Origin of the sequence: Pseudomonas sp. SWRI92 (assembly GCF_014268685.1) — a bacterium.
Lineage (GTDB): Bacteria > Pseudomonadota > Gammaproteobacteria > Pseudomonadales > Pseudomonadaceae > Aquipseudomonas > Aquipseudomonas marvdashtae.
Genome location: NZ_JABWQY010000014.1, coordinates 1 through 24,104 on the forward strand (window position 1 = coordinate 1; position 24,104 = coordinate 24,104).

The window sequence follows — 24,104 nt, forward strand, 5'->3', positions numbered from 1 at the left end:
CCCCCACACCACCCCCCCCCATACCAGGAGTGACGACACATGGACGCATCTCTCGCGCCAGAGCGCGAATTGTCCCTGGCTCAGGCAGCACGGCAAATCGAAGCCGAGCTGCTGGCCCTGGGATTGCAAAGCAGCCTGCGCGCACTGGGCAACCGGGTCGTCTCGGTCCAGGCTGAAGTCGGTAACTCGCGGGCAAAAGTCATGGGGTGCGGCAAGGGATATGCCGAATCGGCTCGCGTCGGCGCGCTGTACGAAGCACTGGAACATTATTTAAGCGACCCGGCCCTCGCCACGGACCTCAGTCTGTTGACGCCCCCTGACTTGAGCGGCGTCGCACTCGACAAAGACGACTTGTTGAATACCCTGCAGGACCAGCCTGACTGCCGGATCGCCTGCCGCTCCTAACGGCCATCACTGACGGCACCTCGTTCCACTACCCCATCGCATTGACGATGCCGCTTTATGCAAATGATCCCCTGCCAACCGATACGACCGACTACCGTTCGCTACGGCGCTATTCCAGCAACAGCGGCACCGCCATCGGCGCGACCCGTGACGAAGCGCTACTTCACGGCCTCAACGAGTGCGTGGAGCGTGATGCGATCTCGATATTCCTGCTGGATCATTTTTATTACCAGAACGCCACGCCCCTGCGCAGAGTCCAGCGCCTGCCCACCGAAGAGGCGGTGGGCAGACTGTGGGCCGATGCCCAGGCGGAGATCGACGCGCCAATCGTGTTATTGGACATCAGCACAGAGTTTTCGGCCACCACGTGCCTGGCCTTTGCCGACACCGACCACGGGTTGGTGGGCGTTTTCGGCGCGGGCACTTCGCTCGACCCGCGTCACGCCGCGTCGCGCGCCTTGACCGAACTGGTTCAACTGCACCTGAACGCCAGCGAATCCCCGCTGCGCGACCAACTGTCCAAGGCCGAGCGCCACTTGGCCAGATTTGCCCGCTTGCGACGCTGCATGCGCTTTGATCCACGCCATCTACTCGACACCCGGCCGCAAAAAATCATTCGGCTGCCGACAGTCGACGGAGCCTGCCCATTGGATCAGCAGATCCGGCAATTGGCCGATAACCTTCACCAACATGGATACATGGCCGGCAGCTCGACGCTTTACCGTTCCGAGGCAGGCACCACACTGGTCAATGTCGTGGTGCCCGGGCTGGAGCGCTTCTACATCGTCTCCAGCGGGAACGTTGTCGTGCCCATGGCGCGCGGACGACAACGCGCCCTGGCGGGAGCGACGACCGATGCCTGAACCGATGACGCGGCAGCGTCTGCGGCGCGAACTGGAGCTGGAAAACCTGTTGCAGGCCGAGCCCGTGGCGCCAGGATCATGGGCGCGCTTTGTCGAACCCAGGGGCGTCGGGCTCAACCACATCTTCATCCTGCGTTGCCGGGGACGCGACTGGGTCGGCCGCAAGACACTGCAACGGGATGAACACGCGCGCCTGCGCTTGGACAGTCGGCTCGCACCCTGGATGCTGCTCGGGCCGCTCGGCCAACTGCACTGGGGTGATGAGGGCCTGGTGCTCGATTACCGGGCCACTCGGCAGGCGGACAAAGTGGCCGCGTTCGCTGATGCGCTGGGAGCCCCCGACAGTGAGATCTACTTTCCTTTCCCCGCCCTTCGGCGCAACGGACGAGAGTTCGTCTGCCCTCCCGACTATTGGGCGTTCACTGAAGGTCTCGCCAGCAAGCTCGACAAGGGCGAAGCACACTTGCGACACCACTGCTGCACGCTGCTGCGGTCTTGGCTGAAACCTGGCGCGGTGATCCATGACCCGGCCTGCTCCACCGGCACGTTCATTCATCAACTGGCCCTTGCCCTGCCAGACAGCCGTTGCATCGGCTCGGATCGTTCGCCCTCGATGATAGAGGCGGCCCGCAATCGCTATGGACGTTCGGTTGACTTTCGGCGGGCCGATGCCGCCGACGCCGACCCCGTCAGCCTCTATTACGATGTACTCGTGCTTCGGTTTCTCAACGCGGAAGTCATGACCCGTTCCGAAGCCGAACAGTTGCTGCCTCGATTGGTGGAGACACTGGTCGTCGGCGGCAGGCTTATCGTGTTCGGACATACGCCCGTGCTGCCGGCGATGGACTACCTGGCCAGCCGATGCGCATTGACGCTCGTTTCCCGTCTCGCCTCGTGTAGCGTCACTGGACAGCTCTTCCAGTTCTACGTCCTGACGAAGGATTCGAGATGATGCAGGCTTTACCGCCCGAAAAAAAACGGCACCTCTCGGTGCCGTTCGTTTGTCACGCTTGAAGCATTACTTGCGTGCCGCCTCCCATGATTTCAACAGCTCGGTGTAGCTCACGGTTTCGCCTTTAGGTTTCTCGTTCGCCAGTTTCGGCTTCGGTGCGCCCGGTTGGTCGAACCAGTATTGCGCGTCGCGCTCAGGGTTCATCTTAGGCGCGCAGGTGGCCTGGGCCTTGGAGCGTTCCAGACGGGTCATGATCGCGTCCTGATCCTTGGCCAGGCCGTCGAGGGCCTGTTGCGGAGTCTTCTCGCCGCTTGCCGCTTCGGCGATGTGGCTCCACCACAATTGCGCCAGGCGTGGATAGTCCGGCACGTTGGTCCCGGTCGGCGACCATTGCACACGGGCCGGGCTGCGGTAGAACTCCACCAGGCCACCGAGTTTTGGCGCCAGGTCGGTCATCGCCTGGGAATTGATGTCCGATTCGCGAATTGGCGTCAGGCCAACAATCGTCTTTTTCAGCGACACAGTCTTGGACGTCACGAACTGCGCGTAGAGCCAGGCCGCCAGGCGCTGTTTCTCAGGCGTGGACTTCATGAACGTCCAGGAACCCACGTCCTGATAGCCCAGCTTCATGCCCTCTTCCCAATACGGACCGCGCGGCGAAGGCGCCATGCGCCATTTCGGCGTGCCATCGGCGTTCACTACCGGCAGGCCCGGCTTGGTCATGTCGGCGGTGAATGCGGTGTACCAGAAAATCTGCTGGGCAATGTTGCCCTGGGCCGGCACCGGTCCGGATTCGGAGAAAGTCATGCCCGCCGCTTCCGGTGGCGCGTACTTCTTCATCCAGTCCACGTATTTGGTGGTGGCGAACACGGCCGCGGGGCCGTTGGTGTCGCCGCCGCGGGTCACGCTGGAACCGACCGGATGACAGTCTTCGACGCGAATGCCCCACTCGTCCACCGGCAAACCGTTGGGCAGGCCCTTGTCGCCGCCGCCGGCCATGGAGAACCAGGCATCGGTGAAGCGCCAGCCCAGGGACGGGTCTTTCTTGCCGTAGTCCATGTGACCGTAGACGCGCTTGCCGTCGATCTCCTTGACGTCTTCGGAGAAGAACTTGGCGATGTCTTCATAGGCCGACCAGTTCACCGGTACGCCCAGCTCGTAGCCGTACTTTTCCTTGAACTTGGCCTTCAGGTCCGCACGCTCGAACCAGTCGGCGCGGAACCAGTACAGGTTGGCGAACTGCTGGTCGGGCAGTTGATAGACCTTGCCATCCGGCGCGGTGGTGAAGGAAATACCGATGAAGTCCTTGAGGTCCAGGGTCGGCGAGGTGAAATTCTTGCCTTCGTTGGCCATCAGGTCGGTGATCGATTCGGTCTTGCCGTAGCGAAAGTGCGTACCGATCAGGTCCGAGTCGTTGACCCAGCCGTCATAGATATTCTTGTCCGACTGCATCTGGGTCTGCAGCTTCTCCACCACGTCGCCTTCCTGGAGCAGGTCGTGGGTCAGCTGGATCCCGGTGATTTCGTTAAAGGCCTTGGCCAGTACCTTGGATTCATATTCGTGGGTGGCGATGGTTTCCGACACCACGTTGATTTTCATCCCGCGAAACGGTTCGGCAGCCTTGATGAACCACTTGAGTTCTTCGAGCTGCTGCTCGGCTGTCAGGGTCGACGGCTTGAATTCACTGCCGATCCATTTTTTAGCGGCGTCTTCATAGGCGTCGGCCCAGGCCGCAGCGCTCAGCCCGCTGAGTGCCAGCATGGCTGCCAATGAAACGCTATGTCGCAGCTTATTGTTTTTATCGAACATAGAGACCTCCTGTTTGGGTTTAAGAGCTTTCGTCGAACTTTTGCGACTAGCCCCACCGCATCACTGCCAACAGCCACACCAAAGACAACGCGAACGCTATCCAGATGCTCCAGTCGGTAACGCCGATCACCAGCAGGTGCAGGTAGGCGCTACCGAGAAGACCGATAAACAACCGATCGCCACGGGTCGTGGCAATCGGCAGGAAACCACGCCGAGGGATACTCGGCGAACGCAATTCCCACGTCGTCATGCCCGCCAGCAGCAAGGCAATGACCCCAAAGAATGCCGCCGTCGGGGCGGTCCAGTTCATCCATTCCATCATCGACTCCTCAGACCCGGCCCAGGGCAAAGCCCTTGGCCACGTGGTTGCGAACGAACCAGATCACCAGCATCCCCGGCAGGATGGTCAACACCCCCGCCGCCGCCAGCACCCCCCAGTCGATACCGGACGCCGACACCGTGCGGGTCATGACCGCCGCGATCGGCTTGGCATTCACCGAGGTCAACGTCCGGGCCAGCAACAGCTCGACCCAGGAGAACATGAAGCAGAAAAACGCCGTGACGCCGATGCCGGAGCCGATCAACGGAATGAAGATCTTGGTGAAGAACTTGGGGAAACTGTAGCCGTCAATGTAGGCGGTCTCGTCAATTTCTTTTGGCACCCCGGACATGAAGCCTTCGAGGATCCACACCGCCAGCGGCACGTTGAACAGGCAGTGGGCCAAAGCCACCGCGATGTGGGTGTCGAACAGCCCTATCGACGAGTACAGCTGGAAGAACGGCAGCAGGAATACCGCCGGTGGCGCCATGCGGTTGGTCAGCAGCCAGAAGAACAGGTGCTTGTCGCCAAGAAAGCGGTAGCGCGAGAACGCATAGGCCGCCGGCAGCGCGACCGCCAGGGAAATCACCGTGTTCAGGCTCACGTAGTACAGCGAGTTGAGGTAACCGGTGTACCAGCTCGGGTCGGTGAAGATCACCTTATAGTTGTGGAAGGTGAAATCGTGCGGCCACAGGGTCAGGCCGCCAAGGATCTCGGTGTTGCTCTTGAACGACATGTTCAGCAGCCAGTAGATGGGCACCAGCAGGAACAGGATGTAGATCAACAGCGGAATCAGCTTTCTCTTGCTCATTGTGCGGGCCTCAACGGTTGGCGTCGGAGTGCGTCATGGCGGTGTAGAACAGCCAGGACACCAACAGAATGATCAGGAAGTACACCAGGGAAAACGCCGCCGCCGGGCCCAGGTCGAATTGGCCGATGGCCATCTGCGTCAGGGTCTGGCTGAGGAACGTCGTGGCGTTGCCCGGCCCGCCGCCAGTGAGTACGAACGGCTCGGTGTAGATCATGAAGCTGTCCATGAAGCGCAGCATCACGGCGATCAGCAGCACGCTCTTCATCTTCGGCAACTGGATGTGGCGGAACACCGCCCAGCTGGATGCCCGGTCGATCCGCGCCGCTTGATAGTAGACGTCTGGAATCGCCCGCAACCCTGAATAGCACAGCAGCGCCACCAGTGAAGTCCAGTGCCAGACGTCCATCACCAGCACCGTGACCCAAGCGTCCATGGTGTTGGCCGCATAGTTGTAGTTGATGCCCATGGCGTTGAGCGTCGAGCCCAGCAGGCCGATGTCGGCGCGACCGAAAATCTGCCAGATGGTGCCCACTACGTTCCACGGGATCAGCAGCGGAATCGCCAGGATGATCAACACCAGGGACGACCATTTGCCCTTGGTCGGCATGGTCAGGGCGATAGCGATCCCCAAGGGGATCTCGATCAGCAACACGCACGCCGAGTAGATGAACTGGCGCAGCAGCGAGTCGTGCAAGCGTGGATCGAGCAGCACCTGCCTGTACCAGTCGGCGCCGACGAAGTAGCGGCTGGACTGGTCAAAGATGTCCTGCACCGAATAGTTGACCACGGTCATCATCGGGATCACGGCGCTGAAGGCCACCAGCAAAAATACCGGCAGCACCAGCCACCAGGCCTTGTTGTTCTGCACCTTGTTCATGGCTGCACCTCGCCAGTGGGTTCGAGCAGATATTCATCGGCATAGACCATCAGCCATTGCGCCGGGAAACTGATGTACGCCGTACCTTCCGGCACCGGTTTGTCTTCGGCCAGGCGCACTTTCAGCGGCGCACCGTCGAGGTTGAGGGTCAGGATCTTGTAGGTGCCGAGGTCTTCGACATGCACGACCTCGGCTCGCATCGCGTCGTCGTATGGACCGTCCCAGACATGGATGAACTCCGGACGGATACCGACCTTCAGGCTTTTGCCTTCGGCTTCGGCGACACGACGTTGCAAGGTTTCCGACAAGGGCAAGTGAGTCGAGGCAAAACCGACGCCGCCGGGCCGCGCCGTGACCTCGATCAGGTTCATGCCGGGGCTGCCGATGAAATAGCCGACAAAGGTGTGGCTCGGGCGTTCGAACAAATCCCGAGGCGTGCCGAACTGGACGATCTGGCCGCCGTACATCACCGCGATCTTGTCGGCGAACGTCGAGGCTTCCAACTGATCGTGGGTGACGTAGACCATGGTGATGTTGAACTGCTCGTGGATCTGCTTGAGCTTGCGCCGCAGTTTCCATTTCAGGTGCGGGTCGATCACCGTCAACGGCTCGTCGAACAGGATCGCCGACACATCGTCGCGCACCAGACCACGGCCCATGGAGACTTTCTGTTTTTCATCGGCGGTGAGGTTGCGGGCCTTTTTGTCCAGCAGGTTCTGCAGGTCGAGGACCTCGGCGATTTCATGCACCTTGGTGTGGATCCGCGCCTCGGCCATGCCTTGGTTGCGCAGCGGAAACGCCAGGTTATCGAACACCGTCATGGTGTCGTAGACCACTGGGAACTGGAACACCTGGGCGATGTTGCGGAGTTCTGGGGTCAGGTCGTTGACGACTTTACTGTCGAACATCACCTGCCCTTCGGAGGGGCTGAGCAAACCGGAGATGATGTTGAGCAAGGTCGACTTGCCGCAGCCCGAAGGCCCGAGCAGCGCGTAGGCGCCGCCCTGCTCCCAGATGTGGTTCATCTCGCGGATCGCGTAGTCTTCGGGGCCCGTCGGGGTGCTGGTGTAGCTATGGGCGAGGTTCTGCAAACGAATTTCGGCCATCAGGCAACCCTCGCAATGCGCTGCCCGGGGGCTTGGACGAGCTTGCCCTGGGCGTCGAAGACAAACAATTTGTGGGTCGGGATGTAGATGCGGATCGGCGCGTCGACATCGTATTCGTGCACGCCGGGCAAATGCAGGACGAGCAGGAAATGTTCGTTGCGCACGTGCAGGAACGTCTCCGAGCCGCTGATCTCGGCCACTTCGACGGTCACTGCCAGTTCGAGGTCGTCATCGTTGCTCGGCACCAGCGAAATATGGCTGGGGCGCACGCCGAAACGGAACTCACCCTCGCCCACCGGACGCAGGTCGACGTTCAACGGGAAGTGGACGAAATTGGCGAAGCTGACTTCATTGCCGGCGATACGTCCCGGCATGAGGTTGATCGGCGGTTCGGAAAACAACTCGGCGGCCAGCACGGTTTGCGGCTGGTGATACACCGAGGACGACTTGCCACTCTGGATCACCCGGCCTTCGTGCAGGATCGTCGTCGTGCCGCCCAGGGCCAGCGCTTCGTTAGGCTCGGTGGTGGCGTAGACGGCGATGGTATGGCGGGCCTGGAACAGCTCGCGCATTTCCTGGCGCAGCTCTTCGCGCAGCTTGTAGTCCAGGTTCACCAGCGGCTCGTCGAACAGGATCAGCTCAGCGTCCTTGACCAGCGCACGGGCCATGGCCGTGCGTTGCTGCTGGCCGCCGGACAGCTCCAGCGGATGACGCTTGAGGAATTTTTCGATCCGCAGCATCTTCGCGGTTTCCAGGACCTTGCCCTGGATGACCTCGTCGGACACCCCAGCCTGGCGCAACGGCGAGGCGATGTTTTCGAAAACAGTCATGGTCGGGTAGTTGATGAACTGCTGGTAGACCATCGACACGTTGCGCAACCGCACCGGGCGGTTGGTGACGTCGACACCGTTCATCAGGATGCGGCCGCTGTCGGGCTTGTCCAGCCCGGCCATCAGGCGCATGAGGCTGGTCTTGCCAGACAGTGTGCGGCCCAGCAGGACGTTGAAGGATCCGGGTTCGAAACTCAGATTGGCATCGTCGATCCAGGTCTGGCCTTCGACGGTGCGACAGATGTGCTCAAGCTTTAATGACATGGCTCGGCCTTTTTATTATTTGGAGTCAAGCGACCCAAGTGCAAAAGCGAAAGCCGTGCCAGAAATCGTAAACTCATGATTTTACTAGGATTTTGTTCTGATCAGTGGAAAATGGCATTCGCTGATGAACACAAGTGAACAATGGGGAATGAACAACTGAACAATGAGCAGGTTGACAATGAACAATTTTGAACAACACTGAATGAACGCTTTCGGTTAGCCTGGCCTCCAGTCGATGGAGGCGGGATTGCCCCAGCACAAGGAGTCTGTGCGAGACTTGCCACAACAATAAAAAACCGCACCTACGAGAGTGCCCCATGGCCGCACCTGCTCCTGCCTTGTCCCACGAGGCCATCATCCAGGCCTCCTGGTCCCGCTGCCGCGCCTTTGGCCTGAATCACCAGAGCGTGCCCGCGTTCGACCAACTGCCCGCCGAGGGCATCGCCCAGTTGCTGGAAAGCCAGCATTCATTGGTGCAGACCACGCACCAGGAAGTCCTGCCGTATTACGAGAACATCCTGAGCAATTCCAATTGCCTGATCATGCTGGCCGACAATCAGGGCCAGGTGCTGACGTCCTGGGGCACCCAGCGGTTCATCGAACCGAAACTGGCCCATGGCTTCAGCGCCGGGGCGAGCTGGATGGAACGCTGCACGGGCACCAACGCCATCGGCACCGCATTGGCCTGCGAGCAGGCGGTGCACATCGAACACGATGAACACTTCCTCAAGGCCAACCGCTTCATGACCGGCTCCGCGGCGCCGATCTTCGACGCCGAGCGCAAGGTCATCGCGGTGCTGGACGTCTCCAGCGACAGTTACTTGCCGCCGTCCCACACCCTGGGCATGGTCAAGATGATGAGCCAGACCGTGGAGAACCGGCTGATCCTCAACCTGTTTCGCGGTGAACACTTCCAACTGACTTTCAACACAGGACTGAACAACCTCGACAGCCAGTGGGCCGGGCTGTTGATTTTCGATGAAAGCGGTCAAGTGCTCTCGGCCAATCGTCGCGCGGATAATCTGCTGGGCCTTAGCTTATCGCGGGTGAGCATCGAGAGCCTGTTCAAGGTCTCGCTGATGGAGTTGCTGAACCAGCCCGACGGCCTGCCGTTTGCCTTGCAGGCGTCTGGACGCAATCGATTCCAGTGCTTACTCAAACGTCCGAAACAGGTGCTGATCAAACCACGCGTCTTCGCCGAACCGGTGTCCCCGTCTGCGCCGACTCCCGCCACTACCGCTATCAGCCTCAACACCCTGCACTTTGGCGACAGCCGCGTGGAAAAAGCCGTGCGGCAAGCCGAGCGCTTGCTGGAAAAAGACATTCCTTTGCTGATCCACGGCGAGACCGGTGTCGGCAAGGAAGTATTCGTCAAAGCCTTGCACCAGGCCAGTTCGCGCAACAAGCAGCCATTTATCGCGGTGAACTGCGCAGCCATACCCGCCGAGCTGGTGGAATCGGAATTGTTCGGTTATGAAAAAGGCGCCTTCACCGGCGCCAACCAAAAGGGCAGCATCGGCCTGATCCGCAAGGCCGATCGCGGCACGTTGTTCCTCGACGAAATCGGCGACATGCCGCTGCCGACCCAGGCCCGCCTGTTGCGGGTATTGCAGGAGCGTTGCGTGCAACCGGTGGGCAGCGCCGAGCTGTTTGCGGTGGACATCCGCATCATTTCCGCCACCAACCGCTCGCTGCGTGAACAGGTGCAACTGGGGCGATTCCGCGAAGATTTGTACTACCGCATTGGCGGCCTGACCCTGGAACTGCCACCGCTGCGCGAGCGCAGCGACAAACAGGCACTGTTCAAACGCCTGTGGGAACACCACCGCGAACCGACCCAATGGGCGGGCCTGAGCCGCGAAGTCCTCGACCTGTTCGAACGCCATCCCTGGCCGGGCAATCTGCGGCAAGTCAGCAGCGTGCTGCAAGTGGCCCTGGCGATGGCCGAGGAACAGCCGATCCGGCCGGAGCATCTGCCCGACGATTTCTTTGTCGATCTGGAAATGGAGCCGGTAGAAACGCCTGAGCCGCTGACGGTGGACCTGAATGATGCCGAGGACCTGAACCGTCAGTTGCAAGCAGTGGGCGGGAACATCTCACATCTGGCGCGACGGCTGGGGGTCAGCCGCAATACGCTGTACAAACGCCTGCGGCAGCTTGAAAGTTGATACGAAAGCAGCCTCTGAAGAGGCTGCGATTTCGTTGGAACAGCGGGTTAATCGAACGCACCGTTGAGCACTTCATAGATGATGCCGCTGGCGATCGCCACCAGGATCAAGTCCGTGCCGACCTGTTGCCACTCATAACCGTCATAGTGCGGCAAGTGTCCCAATAAACGTCCGTCGAGCTTCTTGGCGATGCCCGGTGGCAACGGCTTGCCGCGAGCGAGGTTTTTCTGGATGCCCGGCGGCAGCGCCGGACCGGGGCTCCAGTAATCACGATAGCCACCAATCACGCCAAGAATGCCGCCACGGTCGACGCTCGGGCCGTTATGCCAATCGCCGCCACCGCCCTGGTTGCCCTTGCCTCCCTGGTTGCCCTTGTTGCCGGCATTACCTTGGCCACCCTTGTTGCCCTGCCCGCCCTTGCCGCCTTGCCCCTGGCCTTGATCGAACTGAGCGTTTCCCTTGCCGTTACCCGGGTCCGCAACAACGATTCCAGGACCTGTGACCAAGGCAAAACAGGTCACTGCAGCAATCAACGAGCGCGATTTGAACATGGCAGTTCTCTCGAAAAAGGGATGTCCCCTGTAAAGATATAGAGACTCACGGTGATATTAGTTCCATATCACGCTGCGCGTCGGTTGCCTGCATCGTCAACGTACTTCATGCCCAAGGATGGGTTTGTATTATCAGTGACTTATTTCTGAGGCAAGGTTGAAACGTTGCCGGCCTGAACACCATCGTTTCATGCCGCTGGTCGCTTGGGGAAAGAGGCTTGCATAACGCCGCTGCCTCTGGCGCAAGGTTTGCACCGGAACGTCGTAGCAGCCCCAGGACGACGTCTTTCTGGCGCGGCGGCAAATTCTCATGCTTGGTCAGCCACTGGAGATGTACCGTGTCAACTCTCAATGAAATCGCAGCGAACCACGCGAGAATGGCAAAACTAAAGGAAGAGGAGTCGATGCGGCTGAGCGCACTTGAAAGCCAGGTAGTTGGCAGTTTTGAAATGCCGTGCCCACAAGCAAAGCAGGACATGCCGCTGCACTTTCTGACGATGACCCAAGACCATGTTTTTGCGGAGGCCATGCTCTGAGTGTTGACCTGAGTGCTGGATGATCCTGTCGCCCGTTGTTGAACGGGCGATTCAGGGTGACCTGCCTTTTTCCCTTTCCGCCCCCTTCCTGAGTATTCCTTGCCTGCGTGCGCCGGACTATCGTGATGTCCATCACAGATCAGCTAGCCATTTAAACGACCGGTGCGGTATTTCTGTGCGTGAACGCTTATAAAGCGGGCAGCACAACGCTTCGGATCCAAGGCTAAAGACAGAAGCGCGGGACTCTCGGAAGAAATCCACTTTCATGGAACACAAGGAACGGAAAAATGAGCAGCACTGAACAAGTACAAGGCACCGATAAATACAGCGCCAAATGGCAGGAGCGCTTCGCCTTCTTTGACACCTATGGCGCACCAAACGACCCGCGCTACAAGGAAGCCGTCAAGACGCTGCCAGACTTCAAGAAGAAGATACTGATCAATGCCAACGTCATTGCATTTTTCTTCGGGCCTATCTACCTGTTCGTTCTGGGCCTGTGGAAAAAAAACCTGGCCCTGTTGGGCATTTTCCTGGCAATCAATATCGTATTGAGCGTGATTTTCGCCATCGTCGGCATGGATTTCCCGCGACCTTTGAGCATGGGCCTGAACATCGCCATGTCGATGATGTACGCGCTCATGACCAACTACGCCTATTACTTGAAAGAGGTGAAAGGCGAGCAAGGCTGGAATCCGCTTAAAGGCATGCGCCTCTGACATAAGCCATAAAAATTGCGCAAACAGCCCAGCCTGATTGTCCATTGAGAGTCGCCTGGCGTTACCAGGCCTTCTCAAAGGAACTCGACAATGGCTGACGACTTGAGCAATCGCGGGCCCCAGGACCGGAACCGCATTAACACTTCCGAAGACTGGGAATTGAGATACTGGGCGAAAGAATTCGGCGTAACCGAAGACGAGCTCAAGGCAGCAGTCAAGGCTGCTGGGCCGGTGGCCGATGATGTTCGCAAGCAACTGAAGAAGTAATCAATAAGCCCCACGTACCTGTGGGGCTTTTTTATCCTGATGCCCTATCGAATGACACCGAATGCCTTAGACATGACCTTACTTGGCGCTCTTTCGGAACAGTGTCGACTCGGAGCGATGAGTGTTTTTAATGAACAATATTTGCTTAAGCGTCCCGTCGTCGTTGATAGCGATCACTTGCGGAGTCTTGGACTTATGATACGGATGGTCATAAAGATCTGGCTTGTTGCTGTAGGCGAAGGCCGTGAAATGAAGGCCGTCGTCTCCCCAACTGACATCGTTGAACAGTTGGACCCAGTTTTCAGTCTCTGAATTATAAAGATTCGCTAGAGCCAGCGGCATCTTGAGTCAGCAGCATCTTGAGTCAGCAGCAAGAGCTGACAGGCGCTGAGTGCCCTTGGATCAGCTCGTTAGAAAAATGAATTACCCGTCGCGGCGTCCGGTCAAAAATTATGAAGGCAGTCATCTGACGAGGTAACAGCAATGACTATCGAAGCAGAGACACTCGTAGAACTGACCGAAGCACTTCAGGACCGCGGCATGGTACTGGTCTCGGACGTGGCGTTTATCCGCGCGCCGTATCGGCATGGCCATCACTGGGTTTGTGTGGTCCGGTAAAATATTTTTCGGTCGCGCTGTTTAAAGCGCTTCCAGCGAACGGCGCCGCTGCACTCAGGAAGACCCCGGCGGAATTCCGTCCTTGTTGAAATCCTTCAAACGTTCACGCTCCTGCTCGGTGGAATGGGCGGGAGTGTCGTCCTTGGGCGGCTCTTTTTTCTGTTCGTCGCTCATGCGCTTGTCCTCTTGGTGATAGGCGTTCGGCAGACCATGGCCCGGGCAGTTCAAATTAATTCACGACTTCCCGGGCCGGTCACGCTCCGTCCTCGACTCTCGGCCTGCAGGATCGGTTTGTAGCCATGGGACTTGGCGGGCTTCAGTGAAGCACTCTACGGCTCTCCCCGATCCTTATGCGATCAAGGGCGCGGTTCAACGCATCCTGCCCCTAAGGCTGAGAGCGCGCCTGCGGACGGGTCCACTTACGAACTACTCCGAAGCCAAGAGCTTTTTTACTTCCGCGATGATCGACTCTATGTCGAATGGCTTTGGCAGCACAGCATCAAATAAATCCGATCTCTGCATACCTATGTGCGCCTGGGCACCGCTCATTAAGATGATTGGCAAATGATGGGTGGAGGAAAGAGCTCGCACGGCGGTGGCGAACTCCAGGCCGTCCATGACGGGCATCATGAAGTCCGTAACAATCAACGCTGGACGCTCTCTTTCGAGCACCTCGAGTCCTTTTCGACCATTGCTGGCCTTTACGACCATGAAGCCCTCGTCCTCCAGCGCGAAGCTGATAATGTCAGCGATCAAATACTCGTCGTCGACGACCAGGATGGTGGTCATGTCAATTCAACCTGCCCAAAGACCTATGATGTTGAACCAGGCGATGACTCAGTGGCGACTGGCGGTTCATTTCTCAAAGCCTTTTTCAGGTAAACATCTTGATCACGAATGACCACCTCGAATCGCGAAGGGTCATAGGAGCTATCTCGTACCTTAAGAATGGAAAGCGTCCTGCTTAGTTCAGAACCATTCTCAAAGAAACGCATGAGCATCAGGTTATCGACGATGCTTGATAGGTCAGAGTTCGGTGCGCTGACCTCGGAACCAAACAGGTCACGCATTTCCCAAGAAGCGAATACCGTAACGCCTCGGGAGCGCAGCTCGTTCATAAGCGCACTGTAGAAATCTGTAATCCGCCCCGGATTTGTCGAAACCCGAGTCATGCCGCTTAGGCTATCGATGAATAGGCGTTTGATACCTTTTTCTTTAACGATGCTCAGCAGCCGCGCGCCGAGCCCATCCAGCAACCCTTCGGTGGTGGGCTGCCAGACAATGCTCAACGCACCGCTTGCTTCCATGGCTTCGATGTCGATGCCCAGTGAGCGGCCTTTCAGGCGTAGCCGCTGCGGGCTTTCATAAAATCCAAAATGCAGGCCTGGGGCATCTACCGTCGACTTGGCCAGAAATTTGAGACCCAGCGTCGTTTTACCGATCCCGGAGGGGCCCATGACCAAAGATACACTTGAGCTGTGTAGCCCCCCGCCCAATATGTCATCCAGCGACTCGATTCCACTGGCGATACGCGTCAGGTCCGCACTGTCGGGCGAGGAAGGGCGACTGTACAGGCTTTCGAGGCGCGGATAGACAACTAAGCCGTCATCGGTGATTTCACACTCGTGGAGGCCGGTCAATGCGCTGCTACCGCGAGTCTTACGCAGTTGAATACGCCGTACCGAACGCGTACCGAACAGCTCTTCTCCCATTTCGATCACACCGTCCACCATCGTGTGCTCCGGGCTACCGTCGTCAAGCCGAGAGCTAGTGAGGAACAGTACGGTACAACCGGCGAAAGCCGCATGCCCTTGCAGCTCTGAGATGAACTTCTTGGTGTCGATAGACGAATCGGCCTTGGAACGCGCATTGAGCAAACCATCGACGACCATGACGGTAGCCTTTTGCCGACTGATCTCGCGCCGAAGCAGTTTCACTACCTCATCCAAACCTTCGTTTTCCAACGTATCGAATGCGCTGACGAATTGGATCTCAGCGCCAACTTTGGATGCGTCAAAAAAGCTCAGGGTAGAAAGAAACTGGAAAAGACGGTCATGTGACTCGGCCAGCAGCGTGGCGACTAAAACTCGGCCTCCATTGCGCACGTGATGGAATCCAAGCTGGTTGGCGAGGATAGTCTTGCCTGAACCTGGGCGGCCTTGGACTATGTATGAAGCACCTGCGACCAGCCCTCCATTCAGCAGAGCGTCGAGCCCTTCGATTCCGCTTTGAAGGCGTTTTAGCTTTTCCACAATGTGACCCTGATCTGAAAAACAGGCTTTTTTAGCCGGACGAATGAAATGCTAACGTCAATTCTAATTCGAGGCCATTCAGGTGAATAGAAAGTAGGTGCGGAAAAACGTTCGCTTTCGTCAGATCTCTGTATCACTGCCTGCATTCTGGCTATGCTTTGGCCCAAACGAACCCGAGGTTGCGTCGTGGACAAGCTAGGTAGGGCCGAGATTGAGGACGCGTTGGGACGCCTGCTGCCAGGATGCACGGTCAAATGTACCCTGTGCGCTGACGGCACTGCCTCGCTCACGGTAACAGGAGAGACCGGGGAATCATTTGCAGTGGTGGGATTGGTAAGAAGCGACTATCGAGGAGAAGCCGGATTGAAAAACCTCGCCAAGCATATTTATGGAGACATCCAGCTAGCTCGGCAAGGTTTGAAAACCCGCAGGGCACAGCCCCTTTCCATTCGGATAAGCTCGGCGTTTCGTGCACTTCATAAAGCCCGTCATTAACCTTTTCACACAACGCTATCAGGGGAAGGGATCGATACCAGGACCTGGCCACCCGCAACATTGCCGAGGAACTTGGTGAGCTTTGGGTAGAGCCTTTTCTGCGGCGCCATGGGGTTGCCAATACCGATCAGAAACGGATTAATTTCTATCGGCTTCTGGACGCCGCTCCCGTGCCCGTTGCGGCGGGACACCTAGGGGCGCATCTCGGCGTGGTCACACCTGCTGTTGTAAAAAGCTTCGGCATGCCTTCCGAGAAAGGTGTGTTGGTGTATGGTCCGGAACCAGGCGCCGACACCGCGAAAGTGGGACTTTCGGTCGCATGACGCCGCGGCATCCAGCTCTTTGAGAAGCTCATGGAATGTGGCCCTGAATTCTTCGAACGACGTCATTCCATTTACCTCGGGGCGGTGTTCACCGCCATTGAGGAATACATATTCCTCGATGGGATGGAGTCTCCCGGGCGGCAGTAATTCCAAAGGGCCGGACCACCGGTCAAATCATTACGAAGCGATGCTCACTGCCTGCAGGGGGCCGTCCCTGGAATTGCGCTGTTCATTGGGCAGGAATCGGTTAGTGACCATCGAGACCGCTTGCACCGCAGAGACCAGGAGATTACTCAGGGCAAGCTCATTGGCAACCCTGTAACCCCTGCGGCCCACATCTTGCGCAAGTGCGCCCGTTGACGAGCGGCCATCACGTAAACACTCTAATGCTCAATGAAGAACCCTGCGGCTCTCCCCAATCCTGATCCTGTCGAGCGCCCTGTTTAAAGCATCCAAGGCATCGAGCAAGGCTTTCGCCTCAGCTTCCCGCCCGTCGCCCCAGAGGCGTTCAGCCATTTTGTTCAGAGCCAGGATAGAGCGCTCGATGTCAGCGGCCGTTGCTGTTTTGCTTTCCTGAAGTTTCTTGGGCATTGATTGCCCCTCTTTGCTGAGACTGGGGACAGATTATGATTTTGAACTCACTGGAGGACGCGGGGACAGACGTCGATTTAAGCTCATGATCACTTTCCAGCCCACTGTAACGCCACCCTGGCGATGTTCGCTCCCTGCGGGCTCGGCTCGTCAAGAAAGCACGGAAACGGCGGAAAAGATTTAAATTGGACCAGGCCATATCCAAGCGTGCCTGCACCATCTCATTTTTCGCCTGGACGATCTGCCCTGCCAAACTTAACGCCCTTCTTTTGAATTCCCTGTGAAGCGCCTCCTCCTCGGTCTCGTTTCCCAGTGGCTTAACCATCATCTCGGAAAATGTGAAAAGGACTTTGTCGCTGAGCACATAAAACGTGCCGCGACTTTTTTGTATACCGCCCTGAAAGATAAAATCGACCGAACTGAACGCATGTTCGTCCATGTTTATGTAATACAGCGGCTCACCCAGGAGGTTTCGAACTATTCCGTCCTGGTGAATCCGGCCCAAGGGCGCCCCATCGCTGCCCCGGCCTTTGAAGACCAGGTAGCGGCCGTTCGTGTAGTTGTACGGCATTAACGGTCCTCATCCCGAATAGACATCGGAACACAGGGTTTGGCTATTCGCGGCCCCCACCCATGCCCCGTCCACAACGCCATCAGATCAGGCCTCCCCATGCTCATCTCTCTCGTGACCAAGTCCGCCATGGTGGAAGAGCTCCTTCAAAAAGTGAAAAGGCTCGATGCACAAAACTGTTGAAGCGAGCGGCATCACGCCGCAGCCCTGCCTGTTGGCCCCCAATCAGGCATAGATGGGCCACCTGCCCCATCACCTCTGCTTCGCCTGGCCTATGGGCGAAGCGGCGGCACGCTCGTACCGCGAAGTCCAGTCGTCGTGTGTCAACGCGCTGTTGATACTCGGCTACCAACGGATCGTGCAGCGACCAGGCTCGGATGGAAACTTCCCGCCCAGGTTGTTTCTCAGCGGCAATACTCAAGTAGCGTTTCAAGATTTCGCCCGTGCTACGACCCTGGGCCGCAAAAGCGAGCATGCGCTCCGTGTAGTCTTCTTCCCAAGCGGCCAGCAAGGTGCGGACAAAGTCTTCGCGATTGCGGAAATGGTGATAGAACGATCCGCGGGTCACATTCAATCGGCGCGATAGACTCTCGGCTGACACGCCAATATGCCCTGTCTGGTCGAGGGCCTCAAAACCAGCAGCGATCCAATGGTGACGCGTTAGTTTTTCCATTCGTTATTTCGCTCCCTATTTAGCGCCATACAGGCTGTGTATGGCGCGCAGCCGATTGATACGCTGCGAACTCAGGCAAAGATAGCCGTTGCGTTTTGCATGCCGGTACTTTTCATGGAGCTCGCCTTGAAGAAAATCGCTCTGGTTGCGTTCGACCAATTCACTGACATCGACCTATTCCTGATGTGGGACATCTTAGGCCGCAACACCGAGGACTGGCACGTTCGAATATTGGGTTCCAGCACTGTCGTGCGCTCGGCGCACGGCCTGCCTGTTCCGGTGCACGGTCCGCTTTCCGAGGCCAACAGTGCCGACGCGGTATTGTTCGCCAGCGGCAAGGAAGGAATACCCGCCGCACTGGCCGACCCGGATTTCCTGCCGTCGTTTGAACTAGACCCCAGACGCCAGCGAATCGGCGCCATCTGTGCCGGAGCTTTCATTCTCCAACGGCTTGGGCTGCTCCGCGGCCAGGCAACGACACACCCCGATGCACGATCGGGCTTGCAAGCGCTGGGACTTGAGCCCGTGGACCAGCCTCTTGTATGCCAGGGCAACGTTGCGACCGCTGGCGGATGCCTTTCGGCGCTCTACCTGGTGGGATGGTTGGTTGAATCCTGGTTCGATGCCGACAAGCGCCGTGCGACGCTGCTCCCTGTTCTGCCCGCTGGGCAGCAGGCGCTGTATGATGCGCTGATCGGGCTCAGTATCCGACAAGGAGAAGTTGGCGCCTCCCAACAAAAAACGCGACATGGCATGTCATCTAATTGGTAGTTAAAACTCAGGAAGAGATCCCCAATGCCCCGAGAATTTGAGCTCATTCAGTCCGTGCCGGTCCCCTCGAGGTCCGGCGTCACCCACCTTTACACGGCGACGAACCTGGCGGACGCTTTTGCGATTCAGCTCCCTGCGGGCACCTCCAGCGATCCAGATTTGCTCGCGCGATTCATCCTTTCCCATCAGCCACCCTGGATCGGATGGCTCATGCAAGTCCGAGACACCGTCGTTGCCTGTTTTGGCCTCAAGACAGCCAGACATCTGGCAACCCTTGCTAATCGAATTCAAATCTTCAAGGTCTACAGCACGAACCAGACTGAAATCGTGTTGGGAGAGGACGACAAGCACCTCGACTTCCGGATATCGATCCTCTGCTCTGAAGAGGCAGAGCCAGCAGGCACTCGCCAACTGGTTTTTTCAACCGTGGTCCAGTGCCACAACCGTCTGGGCCGAGCCTACATCTTCGTTATTGCCCCGTTTCATCGTTTGGTTGTTAAGGCGAGCCTGCGCCGTGCAGCACGCATTGGTTGGCCTTTGGCTGCCTGAGCCGCGACAACACAGACCCCGTGGCAAGGGAGCTTGCTCCCGCTGGGTGGCGAAGCCGCCCTAAAAAGGGATGGCGCGGTTTTACAGACAAACCGCATCAACGGTCAAAGACTGGAGACCGATGACCAACATCAGTATCTTGACTTCCAGTATCCAACTGGATACGGTCAACCCATGAATTATCTCATCCAGCAAACGCAGACGTTCACTGCTTGGCATTCATCGGTCCGTGATCTGCGAGCAAAAATCGCTATCGCCCGCCGCATTGATCGCGCAGCAGCAGGTAACCTGGGCGATGTAAAACCTGTCGGTGATGGTATTTCAGAGTTGCGTGTGGATGTAGGCGCCGGCTACCGGGTCTATTTCACCATGCGCGGTGGAGTGGTCATCGTGCTATTGGCTGGTGGTGACAAGTCTTCACAGAGTGCTGACATCCGGCGAGCGAAGAAATTGGCAAAGGAGATTTGAACATGAGCCAACACCTGACGACATTTGACATGGCGGCACTGCTCGATAGCGACGAAGCCATCAGTGAATACCTTTCTCAGGTGCTGGCTGATGGTGATAGCGAGGAATTTCTCCGAGCGATCGGCTATGTCGCCAAGGCCCGAGGCATGGCGCAGATCGCTAAGGACTCTGGCATGGGGCGAGAAAGTTTGTATAAGGCGTTCGCACCCGGGTCAAAGCCGAGATTTGATACCGTACTCAAGGTCATTCATGCGCTAGGCATTGATCTTCATGCGCAGCCTGGGCATGGAGTTGAACATTCGCCTGTCTGAGTATGGGTTTCCTTGTTCTTTGGCTTCGCCTCTTCTTTACCCATACCCTGCAGTCAATGGGGACACATGTCCTGCCCTCTTGAATTTTCTCCCAAGCTTTATGAAACGGGCGACTGATTAGTCGCCCGCTTTCATTATTCCGCCACCTGCGCCCGCAATCGTCGTCCGATCACATCCATGACATCACAGCCATCGCGCAATGACGTGGTCAGCAATTTACAAAAATCAGTGAGCACCACGGTGTCTGAGCTGATGTCCGAGCGAAACGCGATATTTTCCAAGACTTGGGTCACCGTGCGGATGCGGTAATCGGCGGTTTCGAAAAGGACGTCTAGAGGTGCTTCGGTGTCGATGAGCAGGGTTGCGGGGATGCAGTCGATGCCGGTGATGGGCATGTATCGGGTCATGAGCAGTACCTCTTCAATTGATAAGGAGCAGGAGCTTCTGCGCTTCATTCAATCGAGTCGCCAAACCCGAATCGCCATCTGGGCGATATAGAGACAATAAGTTGCCTATCCAGATGCTGCAATGCGCTGGCTTCCGAGGTTTGTGTAGGAATTTGCGTCAATGCCTTTCGCGGCGCTCGTTTGAGCCCTCATAAGCCGCAGCGGCAAAAAAATCCCTCATCTTTCCCTTTTTCCCGCCCCCCTTTTCCCGAAACAAAAACGTCCGGAGCAGCCAAGCTCCATCCAACCTTTGAACGAGGGATTGGAACGCTGAGCGCTTGCCTACACAGCAGCAAAAGACCAGAATAACAACCTAAATAGGAGTCTTATCTATGCAAAATATCCTGGCCGATGTGGCCGTCAGCGTATCCGAACTCAAGAAGAACCCCTCTGCCGTCCTGAGCGGCGCCAACGGCTTGCCCGTGGCCGTGCTGAATCACAACCGCGTTATGGGCTACATGGTCCCTGCCAACGTGTACGAGGCGATGGTTGAGCGCCTGGACGAACTGGAACTGGTTCACTTGGTCAAGGCACGGCTCGATGCCAACGAAACACCCGTTCGAGTATCTCTCGACGATCTCATCGGCGAGGCCGAGGCAGATATCGCCAATGGCCGTTGAGTACGGAGTCGAGTGGGATCCGAAAGCTCTGAAGGAACTGCGGAAGCTCGACGGCACCACCCGCCTCCAGTTCTTGCGAAAGCTTCAAGAACGGCAGGCCGGGCCACGAGTGCCAGGAGATGAACGTGAATTAGGGACAGACCACGATTGAGCTCACCTGGAACCGAGGGGGACAGACCACAATTTTGGTCCGTCTATAATCGGCCAGTCTCATAATTGTGGTCTGTCCCCCGCTTTTTCCGTTTGCATCAGCGCTGCCGCGAGTTTTAAAGATAATTATCTTCCGGTGTGATGCTTCGTGTTCAGCACTTGAACAGTACATTGCACCGACTACACCACCCTTCAGCTGCGCTCCGGTTCATTGGAAAACGGAGGGGAGGATGGCTTGTATCGGCAACCGTCAGAACCAGTACGAACCCTATGAATCTACGCCGAATCTCGTCGGCTGGAACACTCATGCCCGCCCCATCGACTATTTGAAGAACCCCACCCGACACCCTGGTGTCAATCTGTTTCCACTCACACTGCCAGCCTATTACCCACGTGATATCTCGTACTTGATAATCGCCGGTGGCGCTTTGGCATTGAGCGAGTTTGTTGTTGGAGACGTCAAAGACAAAAAATGTTGGACTTCTTGGATAGCCGAGCAACTGAGTATCTTCAAGACTCAAACCTTCTTTTAGGTTGATGGATGCTACAAGCGCTTTTGCTCGTCTCTTGCGCCGTATCAAATGCCATATGGCGAGGCAAAAAATAGAAACAGAAGCCAGGAAGAGCTGACGTCCTTCGACGGTAAGCTTACCGGACGAAAACTCTATCATGCCCCACAAAAGTCCTATCGTCACAATCCCCGATAACCAAGCGGCGGGGACCACTACTCTGTTAGCGAGGCTAGCTCCGAGCGTCCTCTCACCGCTTTTCATAACTTGATCCAATATCATTTATAGAAGAATGCTTAGGTTATCACTCACAGAGTGCTAACTTATCGTATCTATCCGCTTACCAGTTTCCATATCATCAATCTAAGTCCCACCAGTCTTCACTTGGCACAGCCTTAAGACCGTGCTCCCGTCTGGCCTTCAGATTCACACATCCGCTAAGTCTCGAGCGGGAGGGCTTCAATCCTTCCTCCAAACCGATAGTCCCCGCTCTTTTCTTCAGTTCTCTCCATCTCCCTTGCCTCTTCCCGGGTCTCGGTCAGCGTAATGAGAAGGTGACACCGCTCCTCCAGATAGCGTTGTCGGCCGATCTCAGTCTTCAGGTCATAACCCAAGACTGGCAGCGAAAAATAAAGGTGCTTAGCGAGGATTGATTGCTTGCTGGTGACGTCAGCCGGGTTACGCCAGTCGCCTCCTTCTCTGAGTTTCAGACGAGACTGTTTCGACTGCCGATGTTGTATCAGCCTTCTACGAAGATTACCGCTGATGCCAACCTTCAGAAGCTCGCCGTCGTCAGTGATGATCTGATAAAGGCCTGGGCTCTTAGGCACAGCTGTTTCGACATCAGAGAAGCAAATTCCGGGAGCTTGGTAGGCCATGATTTCTTTCCTTGGGCAATGATGACACCAGGCCGACCTGCAGATCGAGCGCGGCTCCGGAGGTGTTGAATGCATTCACGCTGTTTGTGTTGGATGAGCTACACCAAAAAGAGCACTGCCGCCCAAAAAACCACAACGCACCGAGCCCTTTCGCCAAGAGCGCAGAACAGTGCGTCGTAACGCAGTCGACATTTAGCAAGATTTATCACCTTTGATCCACGAACGAAGCTTGTCCAACGTAGGCGCCTTGACCCCAATCGAACTCCATCCCTTGAGGGTATATAGCTTTATCTCAACGATACCCTCAGGGGTGGCCTCGATAGTGATGATCGCCAAGCTGAGCCTCACGCCTTGGGCAACCATACGCTGGGTGATCTGCCCGCTACCGAGCTCTGAATCGAACTCACCTTCTGTTGTGACCGGAGTCCCGAGCGGAGAGTGCTCCAAACAAATTCTGCTTGCTTGACGGATGTTTCGGTAAGCAGATTGAGCAGTAACGTTCGGCTGGAACGAGCCATCGTAACTGTCCGATTCAGACATGAGGTTAGCGGGTGTATTTGTGCACCCCGTCAACAGTATGCCAAAGCTGAAAGCCCATATGAATTTCAACAAAAAACTCCAATTTGTCGACAGGATGACCAAAAAATCCCAGCCACCTCCCCCTTTCCCCCAAAAAACCAGGACCGCACGAAACTCAATCGGTGGCCTTAACCACAACTGCACCAACCAGTGCAAACGGCAACAGGGCGACGCCGAGCATAGTCATCCAGACGGCCCCGTAGGCATCATGGATCTTATCGCCCAGGCCTCGTTTCGACGGAGGAGCGACTACTCCCTCGGACACGCTCAGGGCATAACGATAGGTTTGGGATTGATCGTACCGACCGACATTGCATTGCGTGGTGTCCAAGCTGACGTAATGATCACCCAGCACTGGCGCACGGTTTTCGTGGCTGGCCAGGAGCTGCTTCAACTGGGCGACCTGCGCCTCAAGCTCGATCTCACATTCAGGCTGACGTGCAAAAGCACGACTCGTCTTCCTAATAAAATCTGGGCGAACCTGACGATCAAGGAAAACCTCGTAGGTATCGCCTTGGTCATCGACGCGCTTGTAAACCCTGGAGCCCGTGCCCGACTCGCCTCCGGTAGCGGAAAGCGCCTTGAACTCATCGCTGGAAAGCGGTTGATTCAAGGTATAGCCATAAATCTGGGGGGCTATGAACGGTTCCTTCGCAGGTTTTGTGGCGCACCCGGTGGATGACGCAATAATCGAAAGGCTCAGCGCGGTACAGAGCGTCCTGTTCATGACTCTTCCTTGAACTGCTGGGGCTACCTGAGAGCAGGCGTGGGAGAGTATCGGAAATGGGCAGTGGGCGCCGCGCAAGAACGATCAACTGCCCCCTTT

The 24,104-nt window shown here is 57.1% G+C and carries 29 protein-coding genes and 2 pseudogenes; 15 read left to right on the forward strand and 16 right to left on the reverse strand.

The annotated features are described in order from the left end of the window. Window positions 1–39: 39 nt before the first annotated feature. Genes HU762_RS26765 through HU762_RS19650 form a run of 3 tightly spaced genes read left to right on the forward strand, consistent with a single transcriptional unit; the run spans window position 40 to window position 2,220 of the window. A complete protein-coding gene (locus HU762_RS26765) occupies window positions 40–405 on the forward strand; it encodes a hypothetical protein (RefSeq protein ID WP_238340412.1) in 366 nt (121 codons plus the stop codon). Between the two features lie 47 nt (window positions 406–452). After that, the gene (locus HU762_RS19645; protein ID WP_238340413.1) at window positions 453–1,268 is read left to right on the forward strand and encodes a YcaO-like family protein; all 816 of its coding nucleotides are present in this window, start codon (window positions 453–455) and stop codon (window positions 1,266–1,268) included. Further along, complete coding sequence (locus tag HU762_RS19650) at window positions 1,261–2,220, forward strand: class I SAM-dependent methyltransferase (RefSeq protein ID WP_186639838.1); 960 nt, start codon at window positions 1,261–1,263, stop codon at window positions 2,218–2,220. Before HU762_RS19645 ends, HU762_RS19650 begins: the two co-directional genes overlap by 8 nt. 66 nt (window positions 2,221–2,286) lie before the next feature. On the opposite strand, the gene HU762_RS19655 is transcribed toward HU762_RS19650, so the two are convergent. Genes HU762_RS19655 through HU762_RS19680 form a run of 6 tightly spaced genes read right to left on the reverse strand, consistent with a single transcriptional unit; the run spans window position 2,287 to window position 8,236 of the window. Beyond that, window positions 2,287–4,029, reverse strand: coding sequence for an ABC transporter substrate-binding protein (locus tag HU762_RS19655; RefSeq protein ID WP_186639840.1), 1,743 nt, complete (start codon window positions 4,027–4,029; stop codon window positions 2,287–2,289). Between the two features lie 46 nt (window positions 4,030–4,075). Beyond that, window positions 4,076–4,348, reverse strand: a complete 273-nt coding sequence (locus tag HU762_RS19660; protein ID WP_025212861.1) for a DUF2160 domain-containing protein — start codon at window positions 4,346–4,348, stop codon at window positions 4,076–4,078. A 10-nt stretch (window positions 4,349–4,358) separates the two neighbouring features. Further along, the gene (locus tag HU762_RS19665) at window positions 4,359–5,159 is read right to left on the reverse strand and encodes a carbohydrate ABC transporter permease (protein ID WP_186639842.1); all 801 of its coding nucleotides are present in this window, start codon (window positions 5,157–5,159) and stop codon (window positions 4,359–4,361) included. 10 nt (window positions 5,160–5,169) lie between these two features. Next, window positions 5,170–6,036: a sugar ABC transporter permease gene (locus tag HU762_RS19670; RefSeq protein ID WP_186639844.1), complete on the reverse strand. Its 867-nt coding sequence runs from the start codon at window positions 6,034–6,036 to the stop codon at window positions 5,170–5,172. After that, entirely contained in the window at window positions 6,033–7,142 is a 1,110-nt protein-coding gene (locus tag HU762_RS19675) for an ABC transporter ATP-binding protein (protein WP_186639846.1), read from the reverse strand. Before HU762_RS19675 ends, HU762_RS19670 begins: the two co-directional genes overlap by 4 nt. Beyond that, entirely contained in the window at window positions 7,142–8,236 is a 1,095-nt protein-coding gene (locus HU762_RS19680; RefSeq protein ID WP_186609559.1) for an ABC transporter ATP-binding protein, read from the reverse strand. Before HU762_RS19680 ends, HU762_RS19675 begins: the two co-directional genes overlap by 1 nt. A 317-nt stretch (window positions 8,237–8,553) precedes the next feature. On the opposite strand from HU762_RS19680, the gene HU762_RS19685 reads away from it, so the two are divergent. Continuing rightward, window positions 8,554–10,404, forward strand: a complete 1,851-nt coding sequence (locus tag HU762_RS19685) for a sigma-54-dependent Fis family transcriptional regulator (protein ID WP_186639848.1) — start codon at window positions 8,554–8,556, stop codon at window positions 10,402–10,404. Between the two features lie 47 nt (window positions 10,405–10,451). Here HU762_RS19685 and HU762_RS19690 read toward each other — a convergent pair whose 3' ends face one another. Continuing rightward, window positions 10,452–10,955, reverse strand: a complete 504-nt coding sequence (locus tag HU762_RS19690) for an anti-virulence regulator CigR family protein (protein ID WP_186639850.1) — start codon at window positions 10,953–10,955, stop codon at window positions 10,452–10,454. Window positions 10,956–11,293: 338 nt separating this feature from the next. Here HU762_RS19690 and HU762_RS19695 point away from each other — a divergent pair, with 338 nt between their 5' ends. From HU762_RS19695 to HU762_RS26925, 4 genes are all read left to right on the forward strand, one after another. Continuing rightward, entirely contained in the window at window positions 11,294–11,491 is a 198-nt protein-coding gene (locus HU762_RS19695) for a hypothetical protein (protein ID WP_186639852.1), read from the forward strand. A gap of 287 nt (window positions 11,492–11,778) precedes the next feature. Continuing rightward, window positions 11,779–12,207, forward strand: coding sequence for a DUF2628 domain-containing protein (locus HU762_RS19700; RefSeq protein ID WP_186639854.1), 429 nt, complete (start codon window positions 11,779–11,781; stop codon window positions 12,205–12,207). 90 nt (window positions 12,208–12,297) lie between these two features. Next, window positions 12,298–12,474, forward strand: coding sequence for a DUF3606 domain-containing protein (locus HU762_RS19705; protein WP_186639856.1), 177 nt, complete (start codon window positions 12,298–12,300; stop codon window positions 12,472–12,474). 483 nt (window positions 12,475–12,957) lie between these two features. Further along, a complete protein-coding gene (locus HU762_RS26925; protein WP_264082664.1) occupies window positions 12,958–13,092 on the forward strand; it encodes a hypothetical protein in 135 nt (44 codons plus the stop codon). 426 nt (window positions 13,093–13,518) lie between these two features. Here the strand turns inward: HU762_RS26925 and HU762_RS19710 are convergent, their stop codons facing one another. Together HU762_RS19710 and HU762_RS19715 are read right to left on the reverse strand one after the other, a co-directional pair. After that, the gene (locus HU762_RS19710; protein ID WP_186639858.1) at window positions 13,519–13,881 is read right to left on the reverse strand and encodes a response regulator; all 363 of its coding nucleotides are present in this window, start codon (window positions 13,879–13,881) and stop codon (window positions 13,519–13,521) included. Window positions 13,882–13,904: 23 nt separating this feature from the next. Next, window positions 13,905–15,344 (reverse strand): ATPase domain-containing protein, encoded by a 1,440-nt coding sequence (locus HU762_RS19715; RefSeq protein ID WP_186639860.1) that lies wholly within the window; start codon window positions 15,342–15,344, stop codon window positions 13,905–13,907. A 524-nt stretch (window positions 15,345–15,868) separates the two neighbouring features. On the opposite strand from HU762_RS19715, the pseudogene HU762_RS26770 reads away from it, so the two are divergent. Further along, a pseudogene (locus HU762_RS26770) lies at window positions 15,869–16,000 on the forward strand (APH(3') family aminoglycoside O-phosphotransferase); the annotation flags it as partial. A 447-nt stretch (window positions 16,001–16,447) separates the two neighbouring features. Here HU762_RS26770 and HU762_RS26775 read toward each other — a convergent pair. The 4 genes and pseudogenes from HU762_RS26775 to HU762_RS19730 form a co-directional block, all read right to left on the reverse strand. Then, window positions 16,448–16,519: pseudogene (locus HU762_RS26775) on the reverse strand (kinase); the annotation flags it as partial. A gap of 33 nt (window positions 16,520–16,552) precedes the next feature. Next, on the reverse strand, window positions 16,553–16,753 hold the full coding sequence (locus HU762_RS19720; RefSeq protein WP_186639862.1) for a hypothetical protein: 201 nt from the start codon (window positions 16,751–16,753) through the stop codon (window positions 16,553–16,555). Beyond that, the gene (locus tag HU762_RS19725; protein ID WP_186639864.1) at window positions 16,710–17,324 is read right to left on the reverse strand and encodes a hypothetical protein; all 615 of its coding nucleotides are present in this window, start codon (window positions 17,322–17,324) and stop codon (window positions 16,710–16,712) included. Before HU762_RS19725 ends, HU762_RS19720 begins: the two co-directional genes overlap by 44 nt. A gap of 103 nt (window positions 17,325–17,427) precedes the next feature. Beyond that, window positions 17,428–17,997 (reverse strand): TetR/AcrR family transcriptional regulator, encoded by a 570-nt coding sequence (locus HU762_RS19730; RefSeq protein ID WP_186639866.1) that lies wholly within the window; start codon window positions 17,995–17,997, stop codon window positions 17,428–17,430. 126 nt (window positions 17,998–18,123) lie between these two features. Here HU762_RS19730 and HU762_RS19735 point away from each other — a divergent pair, with 126 nt between their 5' ends. The 4 genes from HU762_RS19735 (at window position 18,124) to HU762_RS19750 (ending at window position 20,096) form a co-directional block, all read left to right on the forward strand. Continuing rightward, a complete protein-coding gene (locus tag HU762_RS19735; RefSeq protein WP_186639868.1) occupies window positions 18,124–18,768 on the forward strand; it encodes a DJ-1/PfpI family protein in 645 nt (214 codons plus the stop codon). A 24-nt stretch (window positions 18,769–18,792) separates the two neighbouring features. Further along, on the forward strand, window positions 18,793–19,317 hold the full coding sequence (locus tag HU762_RS19740; RefSeq protein WP_186639870.1) for a DUF2867 domain-containing protein: 525 nt from the start codon (window positions 18,793–18,795) through the stop codon (window positions 19,315–19,317). 174 nt (window positions 19,318–19,491) lie between these two features. Further along, window positions 19,492–19,785, forward strand: coding sequence for a type II toxin-antitoxin system RelE/ParE family toxin (locus HU762_RS19745; RefSeq protein WP_025212842.1), 294 nt, complete (start codon window positions 19,492–19,494; stop codon window positions 19,783–19,785). Window positions 19,786–19,787: 2 nt separating this feature from the next. After that, a complete protein-coding gene (locus HU762_RS19750) occupies window positions 19,788–20,096 on the forward strand; it encodes an addiction module antidote protein (protein ID WP_186639872.1) in 309 nt (102 codons plus the stop codon). Window positions 20,097–20,230: 134 nt separating this feature from the next. On the opposite strand, the gene HU762_RS19755 is transcribed toward HU762_RS19750, so the two are convergent. Continuing rightward, window positions 20,231–20,503: a hypothetical protein gene (locus HU762_RS19755; protein WP_018610855.1), complete on the reverse strand. Its 273-nt coding sequence runs from the start codon at window positions 20,501–20,503 to the stop codon at window positions 20,231–20,233. Window positions 20,504–20,874: 371 nt separating this feature from the next. Between HU762_RS19755 and HU762_RS19760 the strand changes: the two genes are divergently transcribed. Further along, window positions 20,875–21,162 carry a type II toxin-antitoxin system Phd/YefM family antitoxin gene (locus tag HU762_RS19760; RefSeq protein WP_053123436.1) on the forward strand — a complete coding sequence of 96 codons (288 nt, stop codon included), beginning with the start codon at window positions 20,875–20,877 and terminating at the stop codon, window positions 21,160–21,162. A gap of 380 nt (window positions 21,163–21,542) precedes the next feature. Further along, window positions 21,543–21,845: a hypothetical protein gene (locus tag HU762_RS19765; RefSeq protein WP_186639874.1), complete on the forward strand. Its 303-nt coding sequence runs from the start codon at window positions 21,543–21,545 to the stop codon at window positions 21,843–21,845. Between the two features lie 413 nt (window positions 21,846–22,258). Here HU762_RS19765 and HU762_RS19770 read toward each other — a convergent pair whose 3' ends face one another. Next, a complete protein-coding gene (locus HU762_RS19770) occupies window positions 22,259–22,699 on the reverse strand; it encodes a hypothetical protein (protein WP_186639876.1) in 441 nt (146 codons plus the stop codon). A 694-nt stretch (window positions 22,700–23,393) separates the two neighbouring features. Next, window positions 23,394–24,005, reverse strand: a complete 612-nt coding sequence (locus HU762_RS19775) for a hypothetical protein (protein ID WP_186639878.1) — start codon at window positions 24,003–24,005, stop codon at window positions 23,394–23,396. Window positions 24,006–24,104: the final 99 nt, after the last annotated feature.